The organism is Chryseobacterium sp. HNCC26DJ240 (assembly GCF_057180485.1).
In genome coordinates this window covers 329,318-349,299 of record NZ_JBXUGK010000007.1, presented here as the reverse complement: position 1 = coordinate 349,299, position 19,982 = coordinate 329,318, and the positions used below count along the sequence as shown (strand labels likewise).

The following is a 19,982-nucleotide window of genomic DNA, read 5'->3' as shown; positions in this document are numbered from 1 at the left end:
TTTGCGGTGAAAACTGTCACACTTCCCTTGTCATCTATTATTTGTTAATAATTTATTTAGATACCACATAGATGTCTTTTATTGAGACATGGTCTGGTAATTGTAATTTCTGATTCAACAAAATCAAAATTATTAAATATGGAAACTAAAAAAGCAACTGCTAAAAAAAGCACCGTTAAAAAAACAGCAACTTCTCCAGCAAAAACTTCAACAAAATCTACTGCTAAAACTGCAGCAAAGACATCTGCTAAAACACCTGCAAAAGATGACGCTGCCAAGAATCTTAGCGATCTATTTGAAGATTCATTGAAAGATATTTACTGGGCTGAAAAAGCTTTGTCTAAGGCGCTTCCAAAAATGCAGAAAAATGCTACTGATGCAAAGCTTAAGCAAGCCATCGGTTCACACCTGGAAGAAACAAATGAGCAGATAAAAAGACTTGAAGCTTGTTTCAAAGCTCTGAAGAAAAAAGCTGAAGCTAAGAAATGTGATGCAATGCAGGGACTTCTTGATGAAGGAACAGGCATCATGGAAGAAACAAAACCAGGCGCTGTACGTGATGCAGGAATTATTGCTGCCGCTCAAAAAGTCGAGCACTATGAAATCGCAACCTACGGAACTCTTGCGGCGTATGCTAAAATTCTCAAGGAAAAAGAATGCCTGAAACATCTTCTTTTAACTTTAAATGAAGAAAAAAACTGTAATGATTTGCTATCAAAAATTGCTGACACGAATCTCAATTCCAAAGCAATTAATGCATAATCCATAGAAACATAAGACCTGAAACAGACAGCCCCTAAAAGTTACACTTTTTAGGGGCTTTTTTATTTTCATCTAATGAAAGATTGACATTTAAAGTGATTGTTGTGATTATACTCATAAGTTTATTTATATCAATATTTTAAATGTCATTAAATTACTCTTTGGTCTTATACTTGTACCTTAGAGATAACTACAAATTTCGTTTCTGAAATTTATATATTACCAAAAAAAAATAACAATGGCTTCGAATGAAAATGAGGAAATCCGTGGCGGACAAGGTCAGGTTTTAGATCCTGAAACCTATCGCGATTCCATAGGAACAATGGAACAATCCGGAAAAAGAAAATGGGTGTTTCCGAAAAGACCGAAAGGAAAATTTACGAATTACAGAACGATTGTCGCCTATATTTTGCTGGCAGTGTATTTAGCTGTACCGTTTATTCGTATCAATGGCAATCCTTTCCTGCTGCTCAACGTTATTGACAGGGAATTTTTTATTCTGGGACAACCTTTTTATCCTCAGGATTTCTTTCTTTTAACTTTGGGAGCAATTGTTGGTTTGATCTGCATCATTATCTTTACCATAGCATTCGGACGGATTTTCTGTGGCTGGATCTGCCCTCAAACCATTTTTCTTGAAAGTGTTTTCAGAAAAATTGAATTTGCCATCGAAGGTGACCGAAACAAGCAAATGAAGCTCGACCGCCAGGAATGGGATGCAGAAAAAATCTGGAAAAGAGCCCTGAAATGGACGATATTTTTTGTACTTTCTCTCATATTCACCCATTTTATGGTGATGGTGCTTGTTGGATACGAGGAAGTATTCAGAACCATTGCAGAAGGACCACTCGCTCATCCTACCAATTTTATTGTAATTATACTTTTCACAGCGGCATTTTATTTTGTTTTTGCATGGTTTCGTGAGCAGGTCTGTACTCTAGTTTGTCCGTATGGAAGATTGCAGGGTGTACTAATTGATAAAGATACCATCAATGTTTTTTATGATTATAAAAGAGGTGAAAACAGAGCAAAATGGAGAAAAGGTGAAGATAGAAAAGCGGAAGGCAAAGGTGACTGTATAGACTGTTATCAATGTGTAGTGGTTTGCCCGACCGGGATTGATATTCGTGACGGGCAGCAGCTGGAATGTGTAAACTGCACTGCCTGTATTGATGCCTGTGATGAAGTAATGGTAAAAGTAGGACTTCCTAAAGGATTGATTAGATATGCGTCTGAAACAGAAATTGAAACAGAAAAACCAACCAAATTCACCGGTAGAATGAAGGTATTTATGATCGTGCTTATTGCTTTACAACTTTTTCTTGGATTCTTATTGTACAGCCGCGGAGATATGGAAGCTAAATTTATAAAACCTGCAGGGAGCACGTATTTTGTGAGAGACGGTTTGATTACCAACACTTACAATTACACGTTTCTCAACAAATCCAATGACAAAAAAATAGTAACCGTAAAAGTGCTTGAGCCTGCACATGGCGAAATTATTTTCAGCGGATCTGATAAAATCACAATGCCAAAAGACAAAATATCAAAAGGAACCATCAACATTACATTCCCCGAGAAAGAGATGGATCTTTCCAAACAGAATATAACGATCGGAGTATTTGATTTAAAAGGAAATCTGGTAGATTCGTATGATACTTATTTTGAAGGACCTTTCAAACTTCAGTTTTAAATTTTATCTAAAAAAGGAGCAGTTTTTTTAACAGCTCCTTTTTCTTGTACAGTATTTTTAAATTTCTTTCTCAAGTAACATCAATTTATTGTGCGAATTCCTATTTTTTAGGTTTGAGAATTCCTTCAGCCAGACATTCCCACTGTATCTTGGAAAGTCCGAACATTCCGCCAATGGCAATCATAATATTTCTTACAGAATTAACAAAGCCGGATTTTAGATTCGGAGATTCATTTCTGCCATAAACAGCCGCCATCAAAGATTTTTCCCTACGTTCTATAACGAAAGTGGAAGTTGCTTCATCGCAATAGAAATGTGCAATCTTTTTGCTGTTGATTTTTTTAGGATCGGGAGCGGGTCTGCATTGAATTAAAAGCCTGTTCGGTGAATCAAAATCTATTTTGTCAATCACAGTCCAGTCAAAAGAACGGCCTTCTGTTCCACCCGGACCGGGAATATCGATCCTGATGTAATCGCCCAATTGTGGCAGGCGGTCAACAACATTTCCGTTAAAGTTGCAGAGTTTGAAATCTGCTGAAGTTTCAGGACAATATTTTTGCCATTCGCTTACTCCTAAAAATCGTTCTTTTAAGAGATGAAACTGAATTTCGATTTCATCATTATTTTCTAAATTCAGGATACTTTCAGAATCGTGAAAGCCACCTTTCAACTGTTTCGGAACTCCGGGAATATTCTTAGGTTTCATTTGTAATTTTTTGTGGTTGAATGAACACTTCATCTTTTCAGAAATAATACTGTCTAATGATAAAGAAAAGTTTGTTGAAGTCTTTTTCAAAGATAGTCTTAAAATGTGGGGTAAACATATGATTCCTGTCACACATTTTTGTTTTATAAAGCTTTATTCCACGAAATATTATTTTTTTTTTTGAGATTGGCGTAGCACATTTATAAGAGAAAATTTTAAACCTGATTATAAATTATTTGAGGTTGAAAAAGTCTTTATTTGGTACTATTCTTGACTTCTTTAGAGTAGACAATGATTAAGTTTTAATCTGAATTAAAATCCAAAAAAAATATTATGTTCAAAAAAATGATCGCAGGACTTGGAGGAGCTATTGCCCTTAACCTGCTTCACGAAATCGTGAGAAAAAACTGTAAAGATGTCCCACACATCAATGAATTGGGCGAAGAGGCGCTCAGTAAAATAACTGACGGAACTGTGCTGGAAATCAATAAGCCTAACCAGCTTTACGCAGCAACGCTAGCAGGAGATGTTATAAGTAATGCTGTTTATTATGCCACGACAGCAACTACACATAATCTCTCAAGCGGTCTGTTAGCGGGAGTTGGAGCGATTGCTCTGCCACAGAAATTAGGACTCGATCCGGATCCTGTAGCAAGCAGCAATCAAAAGAAAATAATGACCGTGGGATATTATCTTTTCGGAGCAATTGTTACCAAACTGATTTATGATCAGATCAAAGACAAATAAAGTCAATAAGAAAGGCATCATCTGATTAAGATGATGCCTTTTTCATTTTGTTTAAATTTATAAAAATTGAATTTTAACTTTCGTCTTTAGTGTTTTTTACTAAACCGATTCCGGCAAAGAAGAAAATCAGTCCAATCACGCCGATTACGCTCATATTAGTGTAAGCTTCGCTTTTTTGCATCAGCAGATAGCCGGTATACAATAATCCTGCAATTCCGAGCACTGTCAGAATAGTTCCAAATGTTCTTTTAACGTTCATAAGAGTTTATTTTAGTTGTAGTTTTCAAAAGTCATTCCGTTTTATACAAAATAGGAAGAATGGGAAAGGAATTAAGTGTTTGCAGTAATCTTCTGAATTCGTTTGAGTATTTTAAGCTCTTAGAACTTCCTTTCTGAGACGGAGATGAGTTCGGCGCTTGCCGTTGGCATTTCCTATAAAGAAACGAAGGAAATCATTTTTTTTATAGTGGTATTGAACATATTAAATTTTATTTTGAATAAAATTTCCTGAATAAAATTTGAGAAAAGTTTAATTAGATTTTGTCTTAAATTGAAATACTTTCAATTTTGTTTCGGGGTTTTCTGAGATATTAAAATTCCGCAATGAACGCATGAGAATTGATGTACACCATGATTTTAGCTGAGAATTATCTCCATCGAATTTTTCTAAATTTTTCCAGATATTCGTAAAAGTGAGAATCATCATTTCATCTGCAAGAATTTTGTCGCCGAGACACTGTAAAGCAATGCCATAAAACTGTCTGTTAAATTCTGCATACAGAAAATCGAAAGTCTCCCGATTTTTTTTTTGAGCAGTGCGCAGCAACTGATTTTGGTGTTTATGTAAATTTATTTTTCCTGGTCGTCTTTTCTGATGCTTACTATCTGATAATTGTCTGATGATGAAAATTCTTTGCAGGATTCGTCGTTGCAGCTATCCGGGTTTTTCAGATAATGATCAATGTAATCTACGCTTTCTTTGGTGTCTTCGGGCGAAATCAGGACATGATATAAATTCAACACAGACTCATCTGCATTTTTCACCGACACTTTTTTTTGTTTTAAAGCCTCATCAAATGTCATACTGTTTATTTTAATCTTTGTTTTTTCTGTATTCCAGAATTTCGGTAAACTGTTTGTGCGATTGTTTCAGATGATACAGATGATCTTCCAATACGGATCTGGTTTCTGCGGAAAAAGCGTCTTCTTCCAAAGCTTTTTCGTATGCAGTACAGGCTGCCTCCTCTTCGGAAATAATGCTGTTTAATGTAGAATTTACAGAATCAATATTGAAGGCACTTTTAATATCAATCCACGTGCTGTGGATATTACCGCGGACCGAAGAAGAATCATCATTTGTTTCAGAATCATTTTCCCGAAGGATATTAATGAGTTCGTTCTTCATGACATTGGTGTGTGAGATCATTTTATCGTATTCAGATTTAATATCGGGATAGCTTTCCCAAATCTGTCCTTCCACTTTTGAGAAGGCAGAAATCCTGTCGTTGGTAATCTGAACGAGGTCTTTCAGGATAGCCTGAGTTTCATTTGTTTCCATAATATAAATTTTGTGGTGGTTGTTTAAGATTAATCCAAAGATCTTCTGCCTGTAAAAAGATTAATGATTACAACAATGATGGCAATTACCAATAATATGTGAACAAGGCTTCCTGTATCTAATCCCGGTACAATTCCCAACATTCCTAATATCCAAACGACGATGCAGATTGCGGCTACCAGCCAAAGAATACTTCTCATAAAATTTAATTTTAGTGTGTGTACAGTCACAGATACAATTAGTCTGCCTTTCTCTTAAAGAATAAAAACTTTAGATACCACACCTTCTAACAAAGGGTTTTTGGGGCACCATTATTGTAAACTGATGAGTACCAAATAAAATATAATAGTATGGACAACACCAAAACAGTTTCAGTATTAAACGATTTACTGACGATTACCAACGACAGGATTCAGGGATTTTCTAAAGTAGAAGACAAAGTGTGGGAAGGTTACCCTCATTTGCGTGCCGACTATGACGACATGGTTGCTCAGTCTGCTACAATGAAAAGCGAACTTTCAAGTCTTATTACAGAGCGTGGAGGAGAGCCGGATCAGACTGGTTCTGCAGCTGGATCTATTCACAGAGCGTGGATTGACGTAAAAAATGCTTTTGCCGGAGACAATGCAGAGGCAAGCCTTGGAAATGTTGTTTATGGCGAGCAGGCAGCTATCGATGCGTATCAAAGTGCACTAGACAGCGGAGACCTTTGCCCTGAAAGTTCAAGAGTGGTACTCGACCAGCTTCATCATCTGAAAGCTTCACATGATAAATTTGAAAATCTTGAGGATCTGAAAAATTAAAAATCAAATCCGCTTCCCATACAGGAAGCGGATTTTTTTATGGATTGAATCATTTTTTTTTAAATTATTTAATTTGTAAGAAACCATGAGGCTGAGGTTTATTTGAATTAAATTAAAAAGGAAATTAATTTTCCTTCCTCGGTTTCATAATCATTCTGATTTGCTGAACAGCTTAATTACCTTTAAATTTTATTAAAAAAAATGACCATTCCGGGAAATAGTCATTTTACTTATTAAGTTTTAAAAATCATCTACTTCTTATGAAGATATTTCTCAATATTTTCTCTCGGAATAAGATCTAAAATCTTGTTGATATCAATAATTTTATGTTCTGTAATGATGCTTTTTACAGCTTTAGCGGCAGCTGGCTCGTTAACTAGTCTTTCCAAAAGCCCATAAACATTGACCATTTTTTTGTGCGTGTTTTCTTCGTCACCTCCAAACCATGAACCGTTGAAGTGATGACTTACGTAATTTTTCGGTAGATCCTGTGAAAAATAAACGGATGGATATAGCGTAACATCATGTTTCAGGTGTTGAATGGTATCACTGTAACGGTCTGCGCCATATTCTTTTTCAAGCATTTCTGAAAAAATATCGGTATTGATTCTTTCCACAAAACCTTCCTGTCTATTGTAATATTCTGTGAAATCTTTTGCCAACTGATGATGAGGTTCTGCCATCCAGAATGCTGAGTACGGAACTCCTTTCACTTCAAATCCGCAGACGGCTTTTTCATTTAAAAATTCGTCCAGAGAAAGTTTAAGTTCCATGTCGGTGTCCATGTAAATTCCACCGTTATCATACATCACTTTAGACCGTACGTAATCAGATACAAAAGCCCATTTTTTCTGCGCAAAGGCTTCTTTTACATACTTATTGTCTTCAAGCGGAGCGTTGGCTTCATTCCATTCGATAATTTCAAAATCGGGATGAATTTTTCTCCATGTTTCGAGACAATGCTCGGCAAGTTCATCTTTTTTTCCGCCTCCAAACCAGCAGTAATGTATTTTTTTTGGAATCATAATTTGATATTTGATGTGATTGATCAGTGAGCAGCGACCCTGCCCTTTTGGTAAAGCCTGCAAAAAATAAACCTTTACTGGAATTTTCAATTAAATAAAGTACCACTTTTTTAATATGAAACTTATTTTAAAACAGCTTTGAAGTAGATTGAGAAATGAATTAAATTTAAAAGGATTGAAAATCAGATTCATAAACGAAGTTGAAAATTAAATGGTACGGTTATTTCTGTTGAAAAAACAGATCAAAATTTTTTCTGAATTGATTTATATAAATTTTCGCCAAATCCTATGACAAAGCCAAATCACCCATCCTACAAACCAAAAAATTATGTAGAAATTACCACACCGGATTGGGTGAAAAATGCTACACTTTACGAACTCAATATCCGTCAGTTTTCTGTGCAGGGAACTTTTAAGGAAATTGAAAAACAATTGGGACGCCTCAAAAAAATGGGTATTGATATCATTTGGCTGATGCCCGTTCATCCAATCGGTGTAGTCAACAGAAAAGGCAGTTTGGGCAGTTATTACTCGGTGAAAGATTACTACGGAATCAATCCTGAATTTGGAACTGAAGAAGATTTTAAAAGCTTAATTACAGCCATTCACGGTCAAGGAATGTACGTGATACTGGATTGGGTTGCCAACCATACAAGTTGGGATAATCAACTGGTTGATCAGCATCCTGATTGGTACAGAAAATCCCGCAAAAACACTTTTCAGTCCACAAGATGGAGAGACTACGACGATATTATCGAGTTTGATTACCGAAATGAAGCGCTTCGAAAATACATGACTGATGCCCTGAAATATTGGGTTAAAGAATTTGATATCGATGGTTACCGTTGTGACATTGCGAGCTTTGTCCCGATTGATTTCTGGGAAAATGTAAGAGCTGAGCTTGATGAAATCAAACCTGTTTTTATGCTTGCCGAAGCAGAAGACAAAGATCTTCATAAACGTGCATTCGATTCTACGTACAACTGGACTCTATGGAATATTTTACACCAGATTGCTCTTGAGGAGACCAATGTGAAAACTTTAGCGGAGGCCTATCTCGCAGAACATGTTTCAATCTTTCCGAAAGAGGGGATTCGCATGAATTTTATTGATAATCATGATAAAAATTCATGGGAAGGAAATCAGTACAGCAATTTTGGAGATGCTTTGAATGCAGCGACTGTTTTTTCGGTGATGATGGATGGTATTCCTTTAGTTTACAGTGGGCAGGAAGCCGGACTCAATAGGTCTTTGGAATTCTTTGAGAAAGATCCGATCGAATGGAAATCCCATGAAAACGAAGATTTGTACACTACTTTATTTACCCTGAAACATCAAAATCAGGCACTTTGGAATGGTGATCACGGTGGTGAAATGGTAAGGATTATGAACGACCGGATGGAGCAGGTAATTTCTTTTGTTCGGGAGAAAAACGGTGATAAAGTTTTGGTTTTTATCAATCTAAGTAAAGAGCATGTACTCGTACAGTTCGATACTTCTTTTGACATCAGTGTTTACACCAATCTTTTTACAGGTAAACTGCAGAGTATCACCGGAACTTTGATTTTGGATATGCAGCCTTGGGAATACCTAATCCTGCATCATACAAACTCATAGCTTTAAATTAGCTCAGTGGGAAAGAAAATGTAAAACAGGTTTCCTCGTCTGTTGAGGTTACCGTAATTTTTCCCTGATGTGCCAATGCAATTTCCTGTGCAATGTAAAGTCCAAGTCCCAGACCTTTTTCCACCTGATTCACTTTGCCTCTTGAAAATGGTTTAAATAACTGTTTCTGTGTTTCCAAAGGGATTTCTTTTCCTTTGTTGATCACGCATATTTCAAATCTGTCATTATCACTTTGTGCTTTCAGTATGATAGGAGCATTTTTATCTCCATGGGAAATTGCATTGCCTAAAAGATTTGAAAAAAGTTGTGCAATACGTTTGTAATCACCTTTAACCTCATTTTTCAAATTTAAATCTGCCACAATTTCACGATTAGGATGACTCGTCTGAAGTTCAGAAATAACCTGCTGCAAAGTATTCAAAATAGTATCAGAATTTTCGTGATCAAGCACGATACCTCCACCCAAACGTCCGCTGGCAAAATCCAGCATATTGTCGATCAAACCTCTGACCCTGATTGTAGAATCCTGAATAATTTTTACCAGTTTAATATGGCGGTCTTCTGTTGAAAAACGGTTCAGGAGTTGTGATGCAGTTGAGATGGCTCCCACAGGATTTCGCAGATCATGACCCAAGATCGCAATAAACTGTTCTCTGGTTTCGCCAATATTTTTCTCCTCCACCAATTTTTCTTCAGTATCGCTGAGGTTTTGTAACGTTTCTAAATGGAAAGCAATAAGTTCAGCAAAAAGCTTAAACATATTGATCGTCTTTTCATTGTTCACCGATGCCGGATTAGGATCAATAGCGCAGAGCGTACCAAAAAAATCACCGTTTGTAAGCATCAGAGGAATAGAAATGTAGCTCTGCAGACCATAAGTCTTTGGCGTATGATGATCGAAATATTTGGCGTCTTTATCAACATGATCAATGGCTACAGTTTCCCGAAAATTCATTACCTGATGGCATAATGTGGTTTCAACTTTCAGTTCGCCACCCACACCCAGTCCGAAATTTATTCTGTCATCAACAGCACATGCGATCCAACGGTCTTTCGTTACTCTTGCCACCGTTGCAAAGCCCATACCTGTTGTGGTACAGATAACTTCCAGTATTTTCGCAACAGCCGGAATCTGATTGATATGCTGAATATCTTTTTGAAATTCGATGTCTGCTTGAGCGTCTTTCATTTATAAATTGTTGTCGATGATAGCAATGTTTATTATCATTTGAATATGTGAGAAAGGTACGAAATTATACTGCAAATTTGAGATTTAATTTCTTTCTGAAAATGAGCTTTTAGCTTTTTTGATTTTAAAATATGAATGATCACTGTGATTAAATACCATTTCGATTTGATTTGATTAAAAAAGATAAAATTCTGTATTGTCAGAGAATCCCTGGTGTGATTTAAATTCAATCTAAACTCTAGTTTCGTCTACATTTTAAACTCAAAGTATTTTATCGGGTCATAAGATGTACCACACTTATGCAGTTATTGGATGTAAGTTGAACTGAAATCATGGGCATCGACCGCAGGCTACACATTGCCCACTGGTTTAGATGCTGAAAAACAGAAAATGATCGATGACCTGAAGGCTAAAAAAAGGAGCTGATTTTGACAAAATGTATGCTGATGCAATGGTAATGAATCACAAAAAGGATATTGCAGAGTTTAAAAAGCAAGGATCATCCGGTATGGATACTTCTCTGAAAGGATTTACAAGCAAAACGCTTCCAACACTTGAACACCATCTGATGGAGTCGGAAACAGTGAAGGCTTCCTTAAAATATCATACTCGAATTCTGATTTTATTGAAAAAATCAGTTGGATATTAATTGTATTTAAATTTATAAACTACTCTGGTTGAAAAAGAACTTTATGGTAAAACAATTAAGACTCTATGTTTAGCTTGAAAAAAACAAGTTGATTTTTAATAAAATTAAATTTGAAAATTATGTTTAATTTTACTTAACCGAATTAAATTTTACAATATGAAAAAAATAATATTTTTTCTTTTGGTCACATTCATGTTGACTGCCTGTGGTGAAGAGTGCTATAATGCTCCTTTGCCAATTGTTTTTGAATTTGTAGATGATAATGGTGAAAATCTCATTACAAACGGCAAACTCAACCCCTTCTCGATTCAGGATAAAAATCAAACCGGAGTGCAGGTCACCAAAACCGATGATGACAGAATTGTTCTTGAGAATGTAGGACTTTATAACGGAACCAAAAATTATACTTTTAATTCTCCCGTCAGAACATTCAATTTTTCTATCGAATCATCTGAATTCAAAGGAGGTTGCGATGGTTTTCAAATCAATAAATTAACCTTCACCGGAATTGCCATTGATGTAAAAGATGAGAATGGATACTATAAAATTATACTTAAATGACATTTATGTTTTATTTAAATCAGTTCACTTATAAAAAATACAGCGTTTTCTTAAATATAGAAAGTCTTAACAAATAAAAACAGATTAAAAATTTCCTTCAGACAACTGGAGGAATTTTTTTGTTTAAAATAATTTCAAAAAATTGATATTTTTTATTGCAATAATTAATATATTTGTTGCTATAATTTATAGCAATGTCGGTTTTATCAGAGAATATAAGATTTTTAAGAGACAAAATAAAAGCCTCACAACAAAAGGTTGCTGGTGAAATTTCCATTACCCGTGGCAGATATTCTACGTATGAGGAAGGAAGATCGGAACCGCCAATTGAGCTTTTAATTAAACTTTCTAAATATTTTAAAGTCAATATTGATCTTTTGATTACTGTTGATTTAAAAAAATATGCTGTAGAAGATCTTGTTAATTTACCGAACAACCGAACTTTGTTACCGATTAAAGTAGATGAAACGGGAGAAAATAAAATTGAAATTGTACCCCAAAAAGCAAGCATGGGATATCTGAGCGGTTACAACGATCCGGAATTTGTTGACAGCCTCCAACATCTCTCGCTTCCGTTTTTAAGGAATGGGAAATTCAGAGCTTTTCCTGCAAATGGTGATTCTATGCCACCTTACAACGACGGAACTTTTATCGTTGGAAAATATGTGGAAGACAGAAAAGATTTAAAAAAAGGTAAAACCTACGTTTTTATTACAAAAGATGGGATTGTTTACAAAAGATATTCTCATCAGGATAATTCAGGAAGTTTTGTAAGCTCGGATAATGCGTTCTATGAATCCTACGAAATCAAATGGGATGAGGTTTACGAAGTTTGGGAGTTTGCGTGCAGTATCAATACTCAGGAATTGAGAATTGAAAATCTGGAATATAAAGAAATAAGAAGCATGTTTGAAGAGTTGAGATCTGAAATAAAAACATTGAAAAAAACAACTTAGCTTAAAGAATATTGATTTCAGTCTGCACACAAATAAAAAATTATAAAAACTGTTTGAACTAAAAAGGTTAAAAAATAATGAGACAGCTCAGTTTATTTGATACAGGAGAATTCTACAACTTTCCGCTTGATCTTCTGGAATTCAGGGAAAATTTTCTTACACCGGAGGAAGCCAATCTTTTGCAGGCTATGCTTCTTACAAACAGTCCCTGGAAACAGAGGACTCAAAAAATGTATGAAAAAACTGTTCTTACTCCGCGCCTCACGGCATGGTATGGTGACAGCGAAAAAGCGTATAAATTGGGAGGAAGTGAGTTTGAAGTCAACAGCTGGACTCCCGAACTTCTATCTCTCAAAGAGAAAATAGAAGGAAAATTTGGATATGAATTTAATTCTGTTTTGCTTAATTTATATCGTGATAATAACGATTCTGTAGCGTGGCACCGCGACAAAGAGAAAAGATATGGCGAGCGTCCTGTGATTGCGTCTATCAGTTTGGGAGAAACCCGAAAGTTCGACTTCAGAAAGATAGATGATTACAGCAGGAGATACAGTTTACCTCTACCACATGGCTCATTGCTGATTATGAAAGGAGATTTGCAGGAAAACTGGCAGCACAGAATTGCCAAATCAACACAACCGATGAAAGAAAGAATTAACCTGACATTCAGATTGATGCGTGAGATTTAGTTTAAATTTTAAACCTATAATTTTTAGTAAAACTTTGATTTCAATTAGATAAAAGTTTTATAGTCATGCGATATTGGTTCAGTTTACATTTAAACAAATATTACTCTTTAATTGGTGAAGCAGAATTAATTTATTTTAATTCTAAATTACTTTTGAATACCACCTATTTTGAGTAATTTTACCTCATTATATTTAGTAAACTATGAGAAAAATTGTATTTGCAGGAATAGCCGCTTTTGGAGGACTTGTAATGTCTAATGCGCAATGCAAAACGGTAGCCACAATTTCAGAAAATTTTGACGGCTGGAAAGATATCGATAAATGCTGGACAGCTCAGCAGGGAAAGGCAATGGTTTACACCAAAGACAAAAAAGTGGTGTTTTACTCAATGACAAATCCCAGAGAAAAAATGTTTTTGATAACTCCTAAAATCAAGGCGGGAAAATACACACTTACTCTGGATGTTTCAGACAACGGTGGCGAAACTACACTTGAAATCTACTCTGTAAACAATGGTTCTTATGTCTCCGTTGCCAAAGCAGTAAAAATTGACGGTAATAAAAAAACGTTTGATATTGCTTTGACAAAAGATGCCAATGTAGGTCTGAAAGTGATGCTAAATGGTATTCATCAGGCGGTTTACGTAGATAATTTCTCTTTAAAACCTAAGAAATAATTTTAAAATCTCTTTTGAGAGAGGAATAAGAATTGATTAAATCAGAATCAATTTAAAATTAAAAAAATCCAAAGCCTAAATTGTGGTTTTGGATTTTTTGTGGCTTAATTTAAAAAGCTTTTAGAAGTTTTCAGTATAATTTAGTAGCAAATCTATTAGTATTGACGGGCGGTTACAGATATCTTTGCCCATCTTCACATCAAGAGAATTTTAAAATAATATCATCATTTTCAGATCATTTCAAGGTCTGAATGATTCATATTTTAAAAATTTTATTGTTCGTGAAATTCACTTTCACAAAGAATTTAAGCACTAAAAAATGACCAAAACTTCTTTACATAATTTTCACATTCCCGTAATGGGACTTGCTTACACCATTGACACTCCCATTCGTGTGGCGCACCTCGGGATTTCATCTGTGATTTCTATTATTGATGACGAAATCACAGAGAGAATGAGAAATTTTTACAGTAAAAAATTTAGTTTAGACTTCTCTCCTATTTCAAAAAAAATGGACGATTACCGTTCCGAAAGAATTACCGCTTATCTGAATATGGTTGATGATTTGGTGAATGCTCAGTTTAAATCATTCAAAGAAGATCTGATTCACAAAAAAAACACACTCAAAAATTTCATTGATATTCTTCCGAATACTTCAAAAATTAAGGAAGAGTTGCAAAATTTTGTGTTTCAAAAAAATGTTTTGACTTCCGCTTTTAAAAGTTTTATTGATGAGCATCTGTCAGCTGGAAACATCGATGTCAATATTATGACAAAAGTTGATAAAGACAATTTTGTAAATAAAGAGCAACTTCCCGTGATTTACAACGATGCCCACGCCTCACTTCGCGGATTTGCCAACAGCAAGCTCAATGCATCGATGGTACTTTCTGCAGGTATGAATCCGAGATTGTACAGCTACATTGAACATTTTGAAGATTTTTATCCAGATAAAAATAATCAGTTGACAAAGAAAATCATTCTGAAGGTGAGCGATTTCCGTTCTGCTATGATTCAGGGGAATTTCCTTGCAAAAAAAGGATTGTGGGTTTCCGAATACAGGATTGAATCCGGTTTAAACTGTGGTGGACATGCATTTGCAACAGACGGTTTGCTTCTTGGACCTATTTTGGACGAATTTAAAACCAGAAAACATGAATTATGTGAATCTGCTCATGCTTTGATGTCAACAGCACTGGAAATTAAACAGAGATTTGTACCTACAGAGCCTTTAGAAATGAAAATAACCGTTCAGGGCGGTGTTGGAACTTCGGAAGAACATCAGTTTATGCTTGAAAATTATAATATCGACAGCGTGGGTTGGGGCTCGCCATTCCTGCTTGTTCCCGAAGCTACAGCAGTAGATTCTGAAACAAGAAACCTGCTTGCAAACGCTAGAGAAGATGATTTCTATCTGAGCAATTTATCCCCATTGGGTGTGCTTTTCAACACTGTGAAAGGAAGTTCAAATGAAAACATCAGAAGAGCAAATTTGAACAGAAATCGCCATGGCAGCTCGTGTCCGAAAAAATTGCTGGCTTTGAGCAAAGAATATTTACCGGAAGGAATTTGTACGGCATCAAAGAAATATCAGGATTTGAAACTGGAAGAATTGAATTCTGAAAAAGAGATTATTACACCACAACTTTTTGAAAAAAGAAAGAATGAAATCACCGAAAAAGCCTGTCTTTGTGTAGGTTTGGTGAATGCAGCTTATCTTGAACATGGCTTAGAAGTTAAAGGTGAAAGACAGGGTGTTGTGATTTGCCCGGGACCCAATCTTGCTTATTTTGACAAGGAGGTCAGCCTATCTCAAATGGTAAAGCACATTTATGGAAACGAAAATATTTTGTCAGAATCTTACCGTTCAAATTTATTCGTTAATGAACTTAAAATGTATGTTGAATATTTGAAAAAATACAGTTCAGAACCTTACTCATTAAATGATTCCGCACAAAAAAAGTGGAAAATTTTCAGACAAAATCTTCTTAACGGAATTGAGTATTACAAAAACTTATTTCATAATACCAATTATTTTCAAACCGACAGGATAAATACTCTGAATGAGCTTGATAGATATAAGTCTCAATTATCAAGCTAATTTTATGTAAAGCATTTTGATATTACTGCAATAGAAGTGAAATCATATTGAATTCTGATAATTTTTTTTAGTTTTGCAAACTATGCCAAGAATACGATCTACCTCAGACGGTTTAATCTACATTAAATCTTCATCAATAGAAAATCTAAAAAGACCCAATGCCCTCGAAGGAGCCAAAGCATTGGGAAAACCGGTGATTATTAATGTTAATCATATCGGTTTTTTAAGCTATAATAATGAAGGTAGGGTCACGTTTTTTATGGCGAATGGTTTTGAGATTTCCATCAATATATTTTTTGATGAAGCTGAACGCATTTTTAACAGTGCAAAAAGTGGTATGAATGAAGAAATCATCTAAGCTTTAAAATTGGAATAGAATATTTATAAAGTAATTTTATTCTAAACATAAGACATTCCTTGTAAAGCTGATGTTTAGAGGAAAAAAATACTTTTCGAAAAGCAATTATATGCTATTCACATTCAAAAACTGAAACTGATTTACTTGGTTGGTGCTATAATTGCAATATCAAAATATGAGAAAAATTTACATTGTTGAAGATGATGATTCAATAAGAGAAATCTTAGAGATATTTCTGACTTCGGAAGATTATGCTGTGCAATCGTTTGAAAATGTGAAAGAATTTGACGGGCGCAACAAAGAAGAAAAGCCAGACCTTTATCTTTTTGATGTGATGCTACCAGACGGATCGGGTATAGACCTTTGCAGTGAGATAAAAAAGAGCAGCGAAAACGCAGAAATCCCTGTTCTTATCATGAGTGCTCATGCGCAGCTCAAACATTTCGCAGACGATTGTCAGCCAGATGGATTCATCTCAAAACCTTTCGATATTGATCATCTTTTAGTGCAAATTCAGGAGATTATTGGTGCAAAAGAAAATCATTAATTCATCAGGCTTTTTTTTAATAAAATTCAGAGGTAAAATCTGTAATCGTTTTTTACTTTTATGATTCTTCATCATTTAAAGACAATTTTAAATCATTATTAGCCTATAATTACGCTCAGTAATATGGATTAGAAAATATAATGATACAAAGGTGTTTTACTTATTTTCGAGTTATAAAGATTAAAATCCACAACGGGTTTAATTTACTTTCGTAGAAATATTTTTCTCTAAAATATCTCTTAATTTTCAGGCGAAACGTACTTTGTCTATAATTGGAATACGTTTTGTTTAGGTGATAATTAGATTCTCACCGATGAAAAACAAAACCCTACCCTCTTTAAGTCGCCGACGCAAGTGGCTTTTTTCTATTGTCACTATAATTTTGGCTCTTGCTCTACTTTTCCCGTTCGCTTTAGAATATTATCTGGAAAAAAAACTACCTTCTCTCATCAGCAGTAAAACTCCTTACACCGTAAAGTTGGCAGATTTTAAACTGAATTTGTTTAAAGGCAATATCTCGATACTGAAAGTTGATATTTCTACAAAAAATCCATCAGACAAAGCCATTACTCAAATTAAAGGCAATGCTGAAAAAATAGAAATTACTAACCTTGGCATTTTTGCTGCTGCATTTAAAAAGTCTTATAAAGCAGATAAAATTCTTCTTACCAACTCAAATATTACAATGCAGATTGCATCTCCTAAGAAAGAAAAACCAAAAGAGAGAAAACCTTTAGATTTAAACATCAATGCTCTAGAAATAAAGAATGTAACAGCAAATGTTACGGATTCTCAAGGCAAACCTGTTTTTACTGGAAAAAATATTCAGATAGATATTCAGGATATTAAGCAGAGTGAGAGTTCATCGAAAATTCCGATTGCTTTTTCGAAAATCCATATCGATGCATCTGATGTGAAGATTGGAGTAAATGAGTTTTACGAAATTGATGCCGAGCAAATCAGTACAGATAATAAAGTTTTAACTTTAAATGCTTTCCGCCTAAAACCATTGCAGGATCCTTCAAAATACAATGCAAAAAATGTGTTCGATTTTGCGGCGGAACAGCTTGTGGCAAAAGATTTTAATGTAAGTCAGGATTCTTTGATTGTTTCGCAGGTTTCTTTCATAAAACCAGACTTAAAAGTGATGTCTACAGGCAAAAATATTGTTGATGAAAATAAAAATCCGAAAGAAATTGAAATGAAAATCGGAATGAAAAACATCAACTTTAAAAATGGAAAAATTGCAGTTACCCAAGCCAATAAAGAGAAAACTGCTTCTATAGATAATTTTAATTTTACCATCAGTGATATTGTTTTTGATAAAAATACGGTAAAAGAAAAAATTCCGTTCCGCTTTACCAATCACGACTTTGAGGCTGAGAATATTTATTTTAAGACAGATCCTCTGCAGGCCGTAAAAGTTTCAAAAATCACTTCAAAAAATTCTGACATTATTGTTGATGATTTCAAAATGATTGCACTGGGAAAAAGTGCTGTGAAAGATGTATTTTCTGTATCTACAAAACAGCTTAAAATTTTAAAAAACACAAGCAAATTCCACGGTCAGAAGCTCAACTTAAATTTTGCAGGAATTGAAATTACTCAACCAGAGATTGAGATTATTTCAGCTGCGAAAAAAGTCAATTCAAAAACTAATAAAAATACCATTCCTGAATTTTTGGCTCAAATTGGATACATCAATATAATTAATGGTAAAATTAAACAGTCTTCACAGTCAAAAGAGAAATTGTCTGTGGGGAAATTTGATATAAAATTAAACACAGTCAAAGCAGATCCCAACACTTTGAAAGGTTCTTTGCCTTTTACTTCCGCAACGCATTATGTAAAAGCTGAAAAAATCAACCTGGATGCTGGAAAATATTACAATTTGAAAGTTGCTGAAATTGTAAATTCCGGAAAAAAGACAGATATTACTGAGATTCAATATTTACCAAAGTATTCAAGACAGGCATTCAGTAAAGTGATTGCAATAGAAACGGATCTTTATACACTTAAAGCAAAGAAAATCTCGGTTTTAGATCATAATACTTCGTTCGGTAAAAATGGCGTGATAGATATTGATAAAGTTTCTATTGATGGTTTATACTGCAACATTTACCACGACCTTGCCCCGCCGGACGATATTGCTGTTAGATATCTTTTCAGTAAAAAACTGAGGGATATGAAGATGCCGCTTTTTGTAAAAAATGTGGCTCTGAAAAATTCGGAATTGGTTTACGAAGAAGATGCAGACAACAGCAATATTCCCGGGAAAATTATTTTCAGCAAGTTCAATGCAAATATTGCGAACGTAAACAATGGTAAAATTAAAGGCCGACCAACAGTAATCAACACAGACGCTGAATTTGATTTTTATGATAATGCCCACACCAATGTCAACTGGAAATTTGATGTTTTGGATAAAGCCGATAAATTTACCATCAAAGGGAATATTCAAAAGCTGTCAGCTGAAAATGTAAATCTATTTGTACGTCCTTACCTCAATGTAACCCTTGATGGAAATATTGATTACCTCAAGTTTGATTACTATGGGGATTCTAAAGGAATTGCGGGCAGGTTCTATTTTAAATACAGCGACATGTACGTAAACTTGCTCAACAAAAAAGGTAAAGAGCGAAAGCTTTTAACCACCGTTGCCAACTGGTTTGTAAAAAATGAGTCATCGGGCGAACCAGATCATGTTGTTATCGAAAAAAAGCGTGAACCGGAGCGCAGTTTCTTCAGTATGCTGTGGCAGGGAATTATGGAGGGTTTAAAAAAATATGTGATTTAAATATTTCAATTTTAGACTGGAATTGAATAATATTATTCATTTGGCAAATTATCTTTATCCTAAATTCTTTTCTTAGTTTTGTGTAGAGAAAGCAGTTTTAATCTGTAAACATGAAAAAAAAGTCACACTTCACAGCACTCATCAATTATAATTCTACCGAAAACGGAGGCATTGTAAACCCTTTATCTACGGGATTCCGAGCCTCTTTTTTATTTCCATTTGAACTGCAAACTTACTTTGGAAGTCAAAACTTTGAAGAGCCTGAGCTCATTTTTCCGGGGGATTCTGTGATTGTGGATGTTACTTTAGTAAATGCTGAATTATTTCTAAATAAATTATACACCGGTATGGATTTCGAAATTTCTGATAATTCTGGGATAATTGGCAATGGTGTCATCTCGGAAGTTTATCCAAGGTAAATTTAAATCTGAAATTTTATAAAAATTTATTTTTTTGTGATTAGAGTCATAGTTATAAGTTTGTCGCAATTTTTATTTTTGAACAACTAAAAACAAAAGCTTAGGCTTTACCTAAAAACA

23 protein-coding genes are annotated in these 19,982 nt (G+C 34.7%); 15 read left to right on the top strand and 8 right to left on the bottom strand.

Translation table 11 applies throughout. The annotated features are described in order from the left end of the window. Nucleotides 1-138 precede the first annotated feature (138 nt). Nucleotides 139-762 (top strand): YciE/YciF ferroxidase family protein, encoded by a 624-nt coding sequence (locus AC2A1G_RS15935; protein ID WP_484047895.1) that lies wholly within the window; start codon nucleotides 139-141, stop codon nucleotides 760-762. A 238-nt stretch (nucleotides 763-1,000) separates the two neighbouring features. Then, nucleotides 1,001-2,455: a cytochrome c oxidase accessory protein CcoG gene (gene ccoG, locus AC2A1G_RS15930; protein WP_484047894.1), complete on the top strand. Its 1,455-nt coding sequence runs from the start codon at nucleotides 1,001-1,003 to the stop codon at nucleotides 2,453-2,455. A 100-nt stretch (nucleotides 2,456-2,555) separates the two neighbouring features. Here ccoG and AC2A1G_RS15925 read toward each other — a convergent pair whose 3' ends face one another. Then, entirely contained in the window at nucleotides 2,556-3,161 is a 606-nt protein-coding gene (locus tag AC2A1G_RS15925) for a hypothetical protein (protein ID WP_484047893.1), read from the bottom strand. A 333-nt stretch (nucleotides 3,162-3,494) separates the two neighbouring features. Between AC2A1G_RS15925 and AC2A1G_RS15920 the strand changes: the two genes are divergently transcribed. After that, on the top strand, nucleotides 3,495-3,908 hold the full coding sequence (locus AC2A1G_RS15920; RefSeq protein WP_484047892.1) for a hypothetical protein: 414 nt from the start codon (nucleotides 3,495-3,497) through the stop codon (nucleotides 3,906-3,908). Between the two features lie 73 nt (nucleotides 3,909-3,981). Here the strand turns inward: AC2A1G_RS15920 and AC2A1G_RS15915 are convergent, their stop codons facing one another. The 5 genes from AC2A1G_RS15915 to AC2A1G_RS15895 form a co-directional block, all read right to left on the bottom strand. Beyond that, nucleotides 3,982-4,167 carry a hypothetical protein gene (locus AC2A1G_RS15915; protein WP_484047891.1) on the bottom strand — a complete coding sequence of 62 codons (186 nt, stop codon included), beginning with the start codon at nucleotides 4,165-4,167 and terminating at the stop codon, nucleotides 3,982-3,984. Between the two features lie 270 nt (nucleotides 4,168-4,437). Continuing rightward, nucleotides 4,438-4,734, bottom strand: a complete 297-nt coding sequence (locus AC2A1G_RS15910; protein ID WP_484047890.1) for an RNA polymerase sigma factor — start codon at nucleotides 4,732-4,734, stop codon at nucleotides 4,438-4,440. Nucleotides 4,735-4,757: 23 nt separating this feature from the next. After that, a complete protein-coding gene (locus AC2A1G_RS15905) occupies nucleotides 4,758-4,991 on the bottom strand; it encodes a hypothetical protein (protein ID WP_484047889.1) in 234 nt (77 codons plus the stop codon). 10 nt (nucleotides 4,992-5,001) lie between these two features. Continuing rightward, nucleotides 5,002-5,466, bottom strand: coding sequence for a PA2169 family four-helix-bundle protein (locus AC2A1G_RS15900; protein ID WP_484047888.1), 465 nt, complete (start codon nucleotides 5,464-5,466; stop codon nucleotides 5,002-5,004). Between the two features lie 29 nt (nucleotides 5,467-5,495). Then, the gene (locus AC2A1G_RS15895; protein WP_484047887.1) at nucleotides 5,496-5,666 is read right to left on the bottom strand and encodes a lmo0937 family membrane protein; all 171 of its coding nucleotides are present in this window, start codon (nucleotides 5,664-5,666) and stop codon (nucleotides 5,496-5,498) included. Nucleotides 5,667-5,816: 150 nt separating this feature from the next. Between AC2A1G_RS15895 and AC2A1G_RS15890 the strand changes: the two genes are divergently transcribed. Next, nucleotides 5,817-6,269, top strand: a complete 453-nt coding sequence (locus AC2A1G_RS15890) for a ferritin-like domain-containing protein (RefSeq protein ID WP_484047886.1) — start codon at nucleotides 5,817-5,819, stop codon at nucleotides 6,267-6,269. A gap of 251 nt (nucleotides 6,270-6,520) precedes the next feature. Here AC2A1G_RS15890 and AC2A1G_RS15885 read toward each other — a convergent pair whose 3' ends face one another. Further along, entirely contained in the window at nucleotides 6,521-7,294 is a 774-nt protein-coding gene (locus AC2A1G_RS15885) for a glycosyltransferase family 32 protein (RefSeq protein WP_484047885.1), read from the bottom strand. A gap of 288 nt (nucleotides 7,295-7,582) precedes the next feature. Here AC2A1G_RS15885 and AC2A1G_RS15880 point away from each other — a divergent pair, with 288 nt between their 5' ends. Beyond that, on the top strand, nucleotides 7,583-8,911 hold the full coding sequence (locus AC2A1G_RS15880; protein ID WP_484047884.1) for an alpha-amylase family glycosyl hydrolase: 1,329 nt from the start codon (nucleotides 7,583-7,585) through the stop codon (nucleotides 8,909-8,911). 7 nt (nucleotides 8,912-8,918) lie between these two features. Here AC2A1G_RS15880 and AC2A1G_RS15875 read toward each other — a convergent pair whose 3' ends face one another. Next, a complete protein-coding gene (locus AC2A1G_RS15875) occupies nucleotides 8,919-10,109 on the bottom strand; it encodes a GAF domain-containing sensor histidine kinase (protein ID WP_484047883.1) in 1,191 nt (396 codons plus the stop codon). 457 nt (nucleotides 10,110-10,566) lie between these two features. On the opposite strand from AC2A1G_RS15875, the gene AC2A1G_RS15870 reads away from it, so the two are divergent. The 10 genes from AC2A1G_RS15870 (at nucleotide 10,567) to AC2A1G_RS15825 (ending at nucleotide 19,862) form a co-directional block, all read left to right on the top strand. Continuing rightward, nucleotides 10,567-10,758 (top strand): DUF4142 domain-containing protein, encoded by a 192-nt coding sequence (locus AC2A1G_RS15870; RefSeq protein ID WP_484047882.1) that lies wholly within the window; start codon nucleotides 10,567-10,569, stop codon nucleotides 10,756-10,758. A gap of 156 nt (nucleotides 10,759-10,914) precedes the next feature. Then, entirely contained in the window at nucleotides 10,915-11,319 is a 405-nt protein-coding gene (locus tag AC2A1G_RS15865) for a membrane lipoprotein lipid attachment site-containing protein (protein WP_484047881.1), read from the top strand. A gap of 194 nt (nucleotides 11,320-11,513) precedes the next feature. Beyond that, nucleotides 11,514-12,275, top strand: coding sequence for an XRE family transcriptional regulator (locus tag AC2A1G_RS15860; protein WP_484047880.1), 762 nt, complete (start codon nucleotides 11,514-11,516; stop codon nucleotides 12,273-12,275). A gap of 77 nt (nucleotides 12,276-12,352) precedes the next feature. Next, complete coding sequence (locus AC2A1G_RS15855; RefSeq protein WP_484047879.1) at nucleotides 12,353-12,964, top strand: alpha-ketoglutarate-dependent dioxygenase AlkB family protein; 612 nt, start codon at nucleotides 12,353-12,355, stop codon at nucleotides 12,962-12,964. Between the two features lie 202 nt (nucleotides 12,965-13,166). Next, complete coding sequence (locus AC2A1G_RS15850; RefSeq protein WP_484047878.1) at nucleotides 13,167-13,640, top strand: hypothetical protein; 474 nt, start codon at nucleotides 13,167-13,169, stop codon at nucleotides 13,638-13,640. A 319-nt stretch (nucleotides 13,641-13,959) separates the two neighbouring features. Beyond that, nucleotides 13,960-15,741: a hypothetical protein gene (locus AC2A1G_RS15845; protein WP_484047877.1), complete on the top strand. Its 1,782-nt coding sequence runs from the start codon at nucleotides 13,960-13,962 to the stop codon at nucleotides 15,739-15,741. Nucleotides 15,742-15,823: 82 nt separating this feature from the next. Continuing rightward, nucleotides 15,824-16,099, top strand: coding sequence for a hypothetical protein (locus AC2A1G_RS15840; RefSeq protein ID WP_484047876.1), 276 nt, complete (start codon nucleotides 15,824-15,826; stop codon nucleotides 16,097-16,099). A gap of 175 nt (nucleotides 16,100-16,274) precedes the next feature. Then, nucleotides 16,275-16,646 (top strand): response regulator transcription factor, encoded by a 372-nt coding sequence (locus tag AC2A1G_RS15835; protein WP_484047875.1) that lies wholly within the window; start codon nucleotides 16,275-16,277, stop codon nucleotides 16,644-16,646. Nucleotides 16,647-16,959: 313 nt separating this feature from the next. Beyond that, nucleotides 16,960-19,443 carry a hypothetical protein gene (locus AC2A1G_RS15830; protein WP_484047874.1) on the top strand — a complete coding sequence of 828 codons (2,484 nt, stop codon included), beginning with the start codon at nucleotides 16,960-16,962 and terminating at the stop codon, nucleotides 19,441-19,443. 110 nt (nucleotides 19,444-19,553) lie between these two features. Further along, nucleotides 19,554-19,862 (top strand): hypothetical protein, encoded by a 309-nt coding sequence (locus AC2A1G_RS15825; RefSeq protein WP_484047873.1) that lies wholly within the window; start codon nucleotides 19,554-19,556, stop codon nucleotides 19,860-19,862. Nucleotides 19,863-19,982: the final 120 nt, after the last annotated feature.

Bases quoted from the DNA above. Each gene is read 5' to 3' on its own strand.
- AC2A1G_RS15830 (WP_484047874.1), top strand. From the start codon at position 16,960: ATGAAAAACAAAACCCTACCCTCTTTAAGTCGCCGACGCAAGTGGCTT.
- AC2A1G_RS15870 (WP_484047882.1), top strand. From the start codon at position 10,567: ATGAATCACAAAAAGGATATTGCAGAGTTTAAAAAGCAAGGATCATCC.
- AC2A1G_RS15860 (WP_484047880.1), top strand. From the start codon at position 11,514: ATGTCGGTTTTATCAGAGAATATAAGATTTTTAAGAGACAAAATAAAA.
- AC2A1G_RS15825 (WP_484047873.1), top strand. From the start codon at position 19,554: ATGAAAAAAAAGTCACACTTCACAGCACTCATCAATTATAATTCTACC.
- AC2A1G_RS15865 (WP_484047881.1), top strand. From the start codon at position 10,915: ATGAAAAAAATAATATTTTTTCTTTTGGTCACATTCATGTTGACTGCC.
- AC2A1G_RS15840 (WP_484047876.1), top strand. From the start codon at position 15,824: ATGCCAAGAATACGATCTACCTCAGACGGTTTAATCTACATTAAATCT.
- AC2A1G_RS15915 (WP_484047891.1), bottom strand. From the start codon at position 4,167: ATGAACGTTAAAAGAACATTTGGAACTATTCTGACAGTGCTCGGAATT.
- AC2A1G_RS15850 (WP_484047878.1), top strand. From the start codon at position 13,167: ATGAGAAAAATTGTATTTGCAGGAATAGCCGCTTTTGGAGGACTTGTA.
- AC2A1G_RS15875 (WP_484047883.1), bottom strand. From the start codon at position 10,109: ATGAAAGACGCTCAAGCAGACATCGAATTTCAAAAAGATATTCAGCAT.
- AC2A1G_RS15835 (WP_484047875.1), top strand. From the start codon at position 16,275: ATGAGAAAAATTTACATTGTTGAAGATGATGATTCAATAAGAGAAATC.
- AC2A1G_RS15885 (WP_484047885.1), bottom strand. From the start codon at position 7,294: ATGATTCCAAAAAAAATACATTACTGCTGGTTTGGAGGCGGAAAAAAA.
- AC2A1G_RS15890 (WP_484047886.1), top strand. From the start codon at position 5,817: ATGGACAACACCAAAACAGTTTCAGTATTAAACGATTTACTGACGATT.
- AC2A1G_RS15905 (WP_484047889.1), bottom strand. From the start codon at position 4,991: ATGACATTTGATGAGGCTTTAAAACAAAAAAAAGTGTCGGTGAAAAAT.
- ccoG (WP_484047894.1), top strand. From the start codon at position 1,001: ATGGCTTCGAATGAAAATGAGGAAATCCGTGGCGGACAAGGTCAGGTT.
- AC2A1G_RS15925 (WP_484047893.1), bottom strand. From the start codon at position 3,161: ATGAAACCTAAGAATATTCCCGGAGTTCCGAAACAGTTGAAAGGTGGC.
- AC2A1G_RS15855 (WP_484047879.1), top strand. From the start codon at position 12,353: ATGAGACAGCTCAGTTTATTTGATACAGGAGAATTCTACAACTTTCCG.
- AC2A1G_RS15880 (WP_484047884.1), top strand. From the start codon at position 7,583: ATGACAAAGCCAAATCACCCATCCTACAAACCAAAAAATTATGTAGAA.
- AC2A1G_RS15895 (WP_484047887.1), bottom strand. From the start codon at position 5,666: ATGAGAAGTATTCTTTGGCTGGTAGCCGCAATCTGCATCGTCGTTTGG.
- AC2A1G_RS15900 (WP_484047888.1), bottom strand. From the start codon at position 5,466: ATGGAAACAAATGAAACTCAGGCTATCCTGAAAGACCTCGTTCAGATT.
- AC2A1G_RS15935 (WP_484047895.1), top strand. From the start codon at position 139: ATGGAAACTAAAAAAGCAACTGCTAAAAAAAGCACCGTTAAAAAAACA.
- AC2A1G_RS15920 (WP_484047892.1), top strand. From the start codon at position 3,495: ATGTTCAAAAAAATGATCGCAGGACTTGGAGGAGCTATTGCCCTTAAC.
- AC2A1G_RS15845 (WP_484047877.1), top strand. From the start codon at position 13,960: ATGACCAAAACTTCTTTACATAATTTTCACATTCCCGTAATGGGACTT.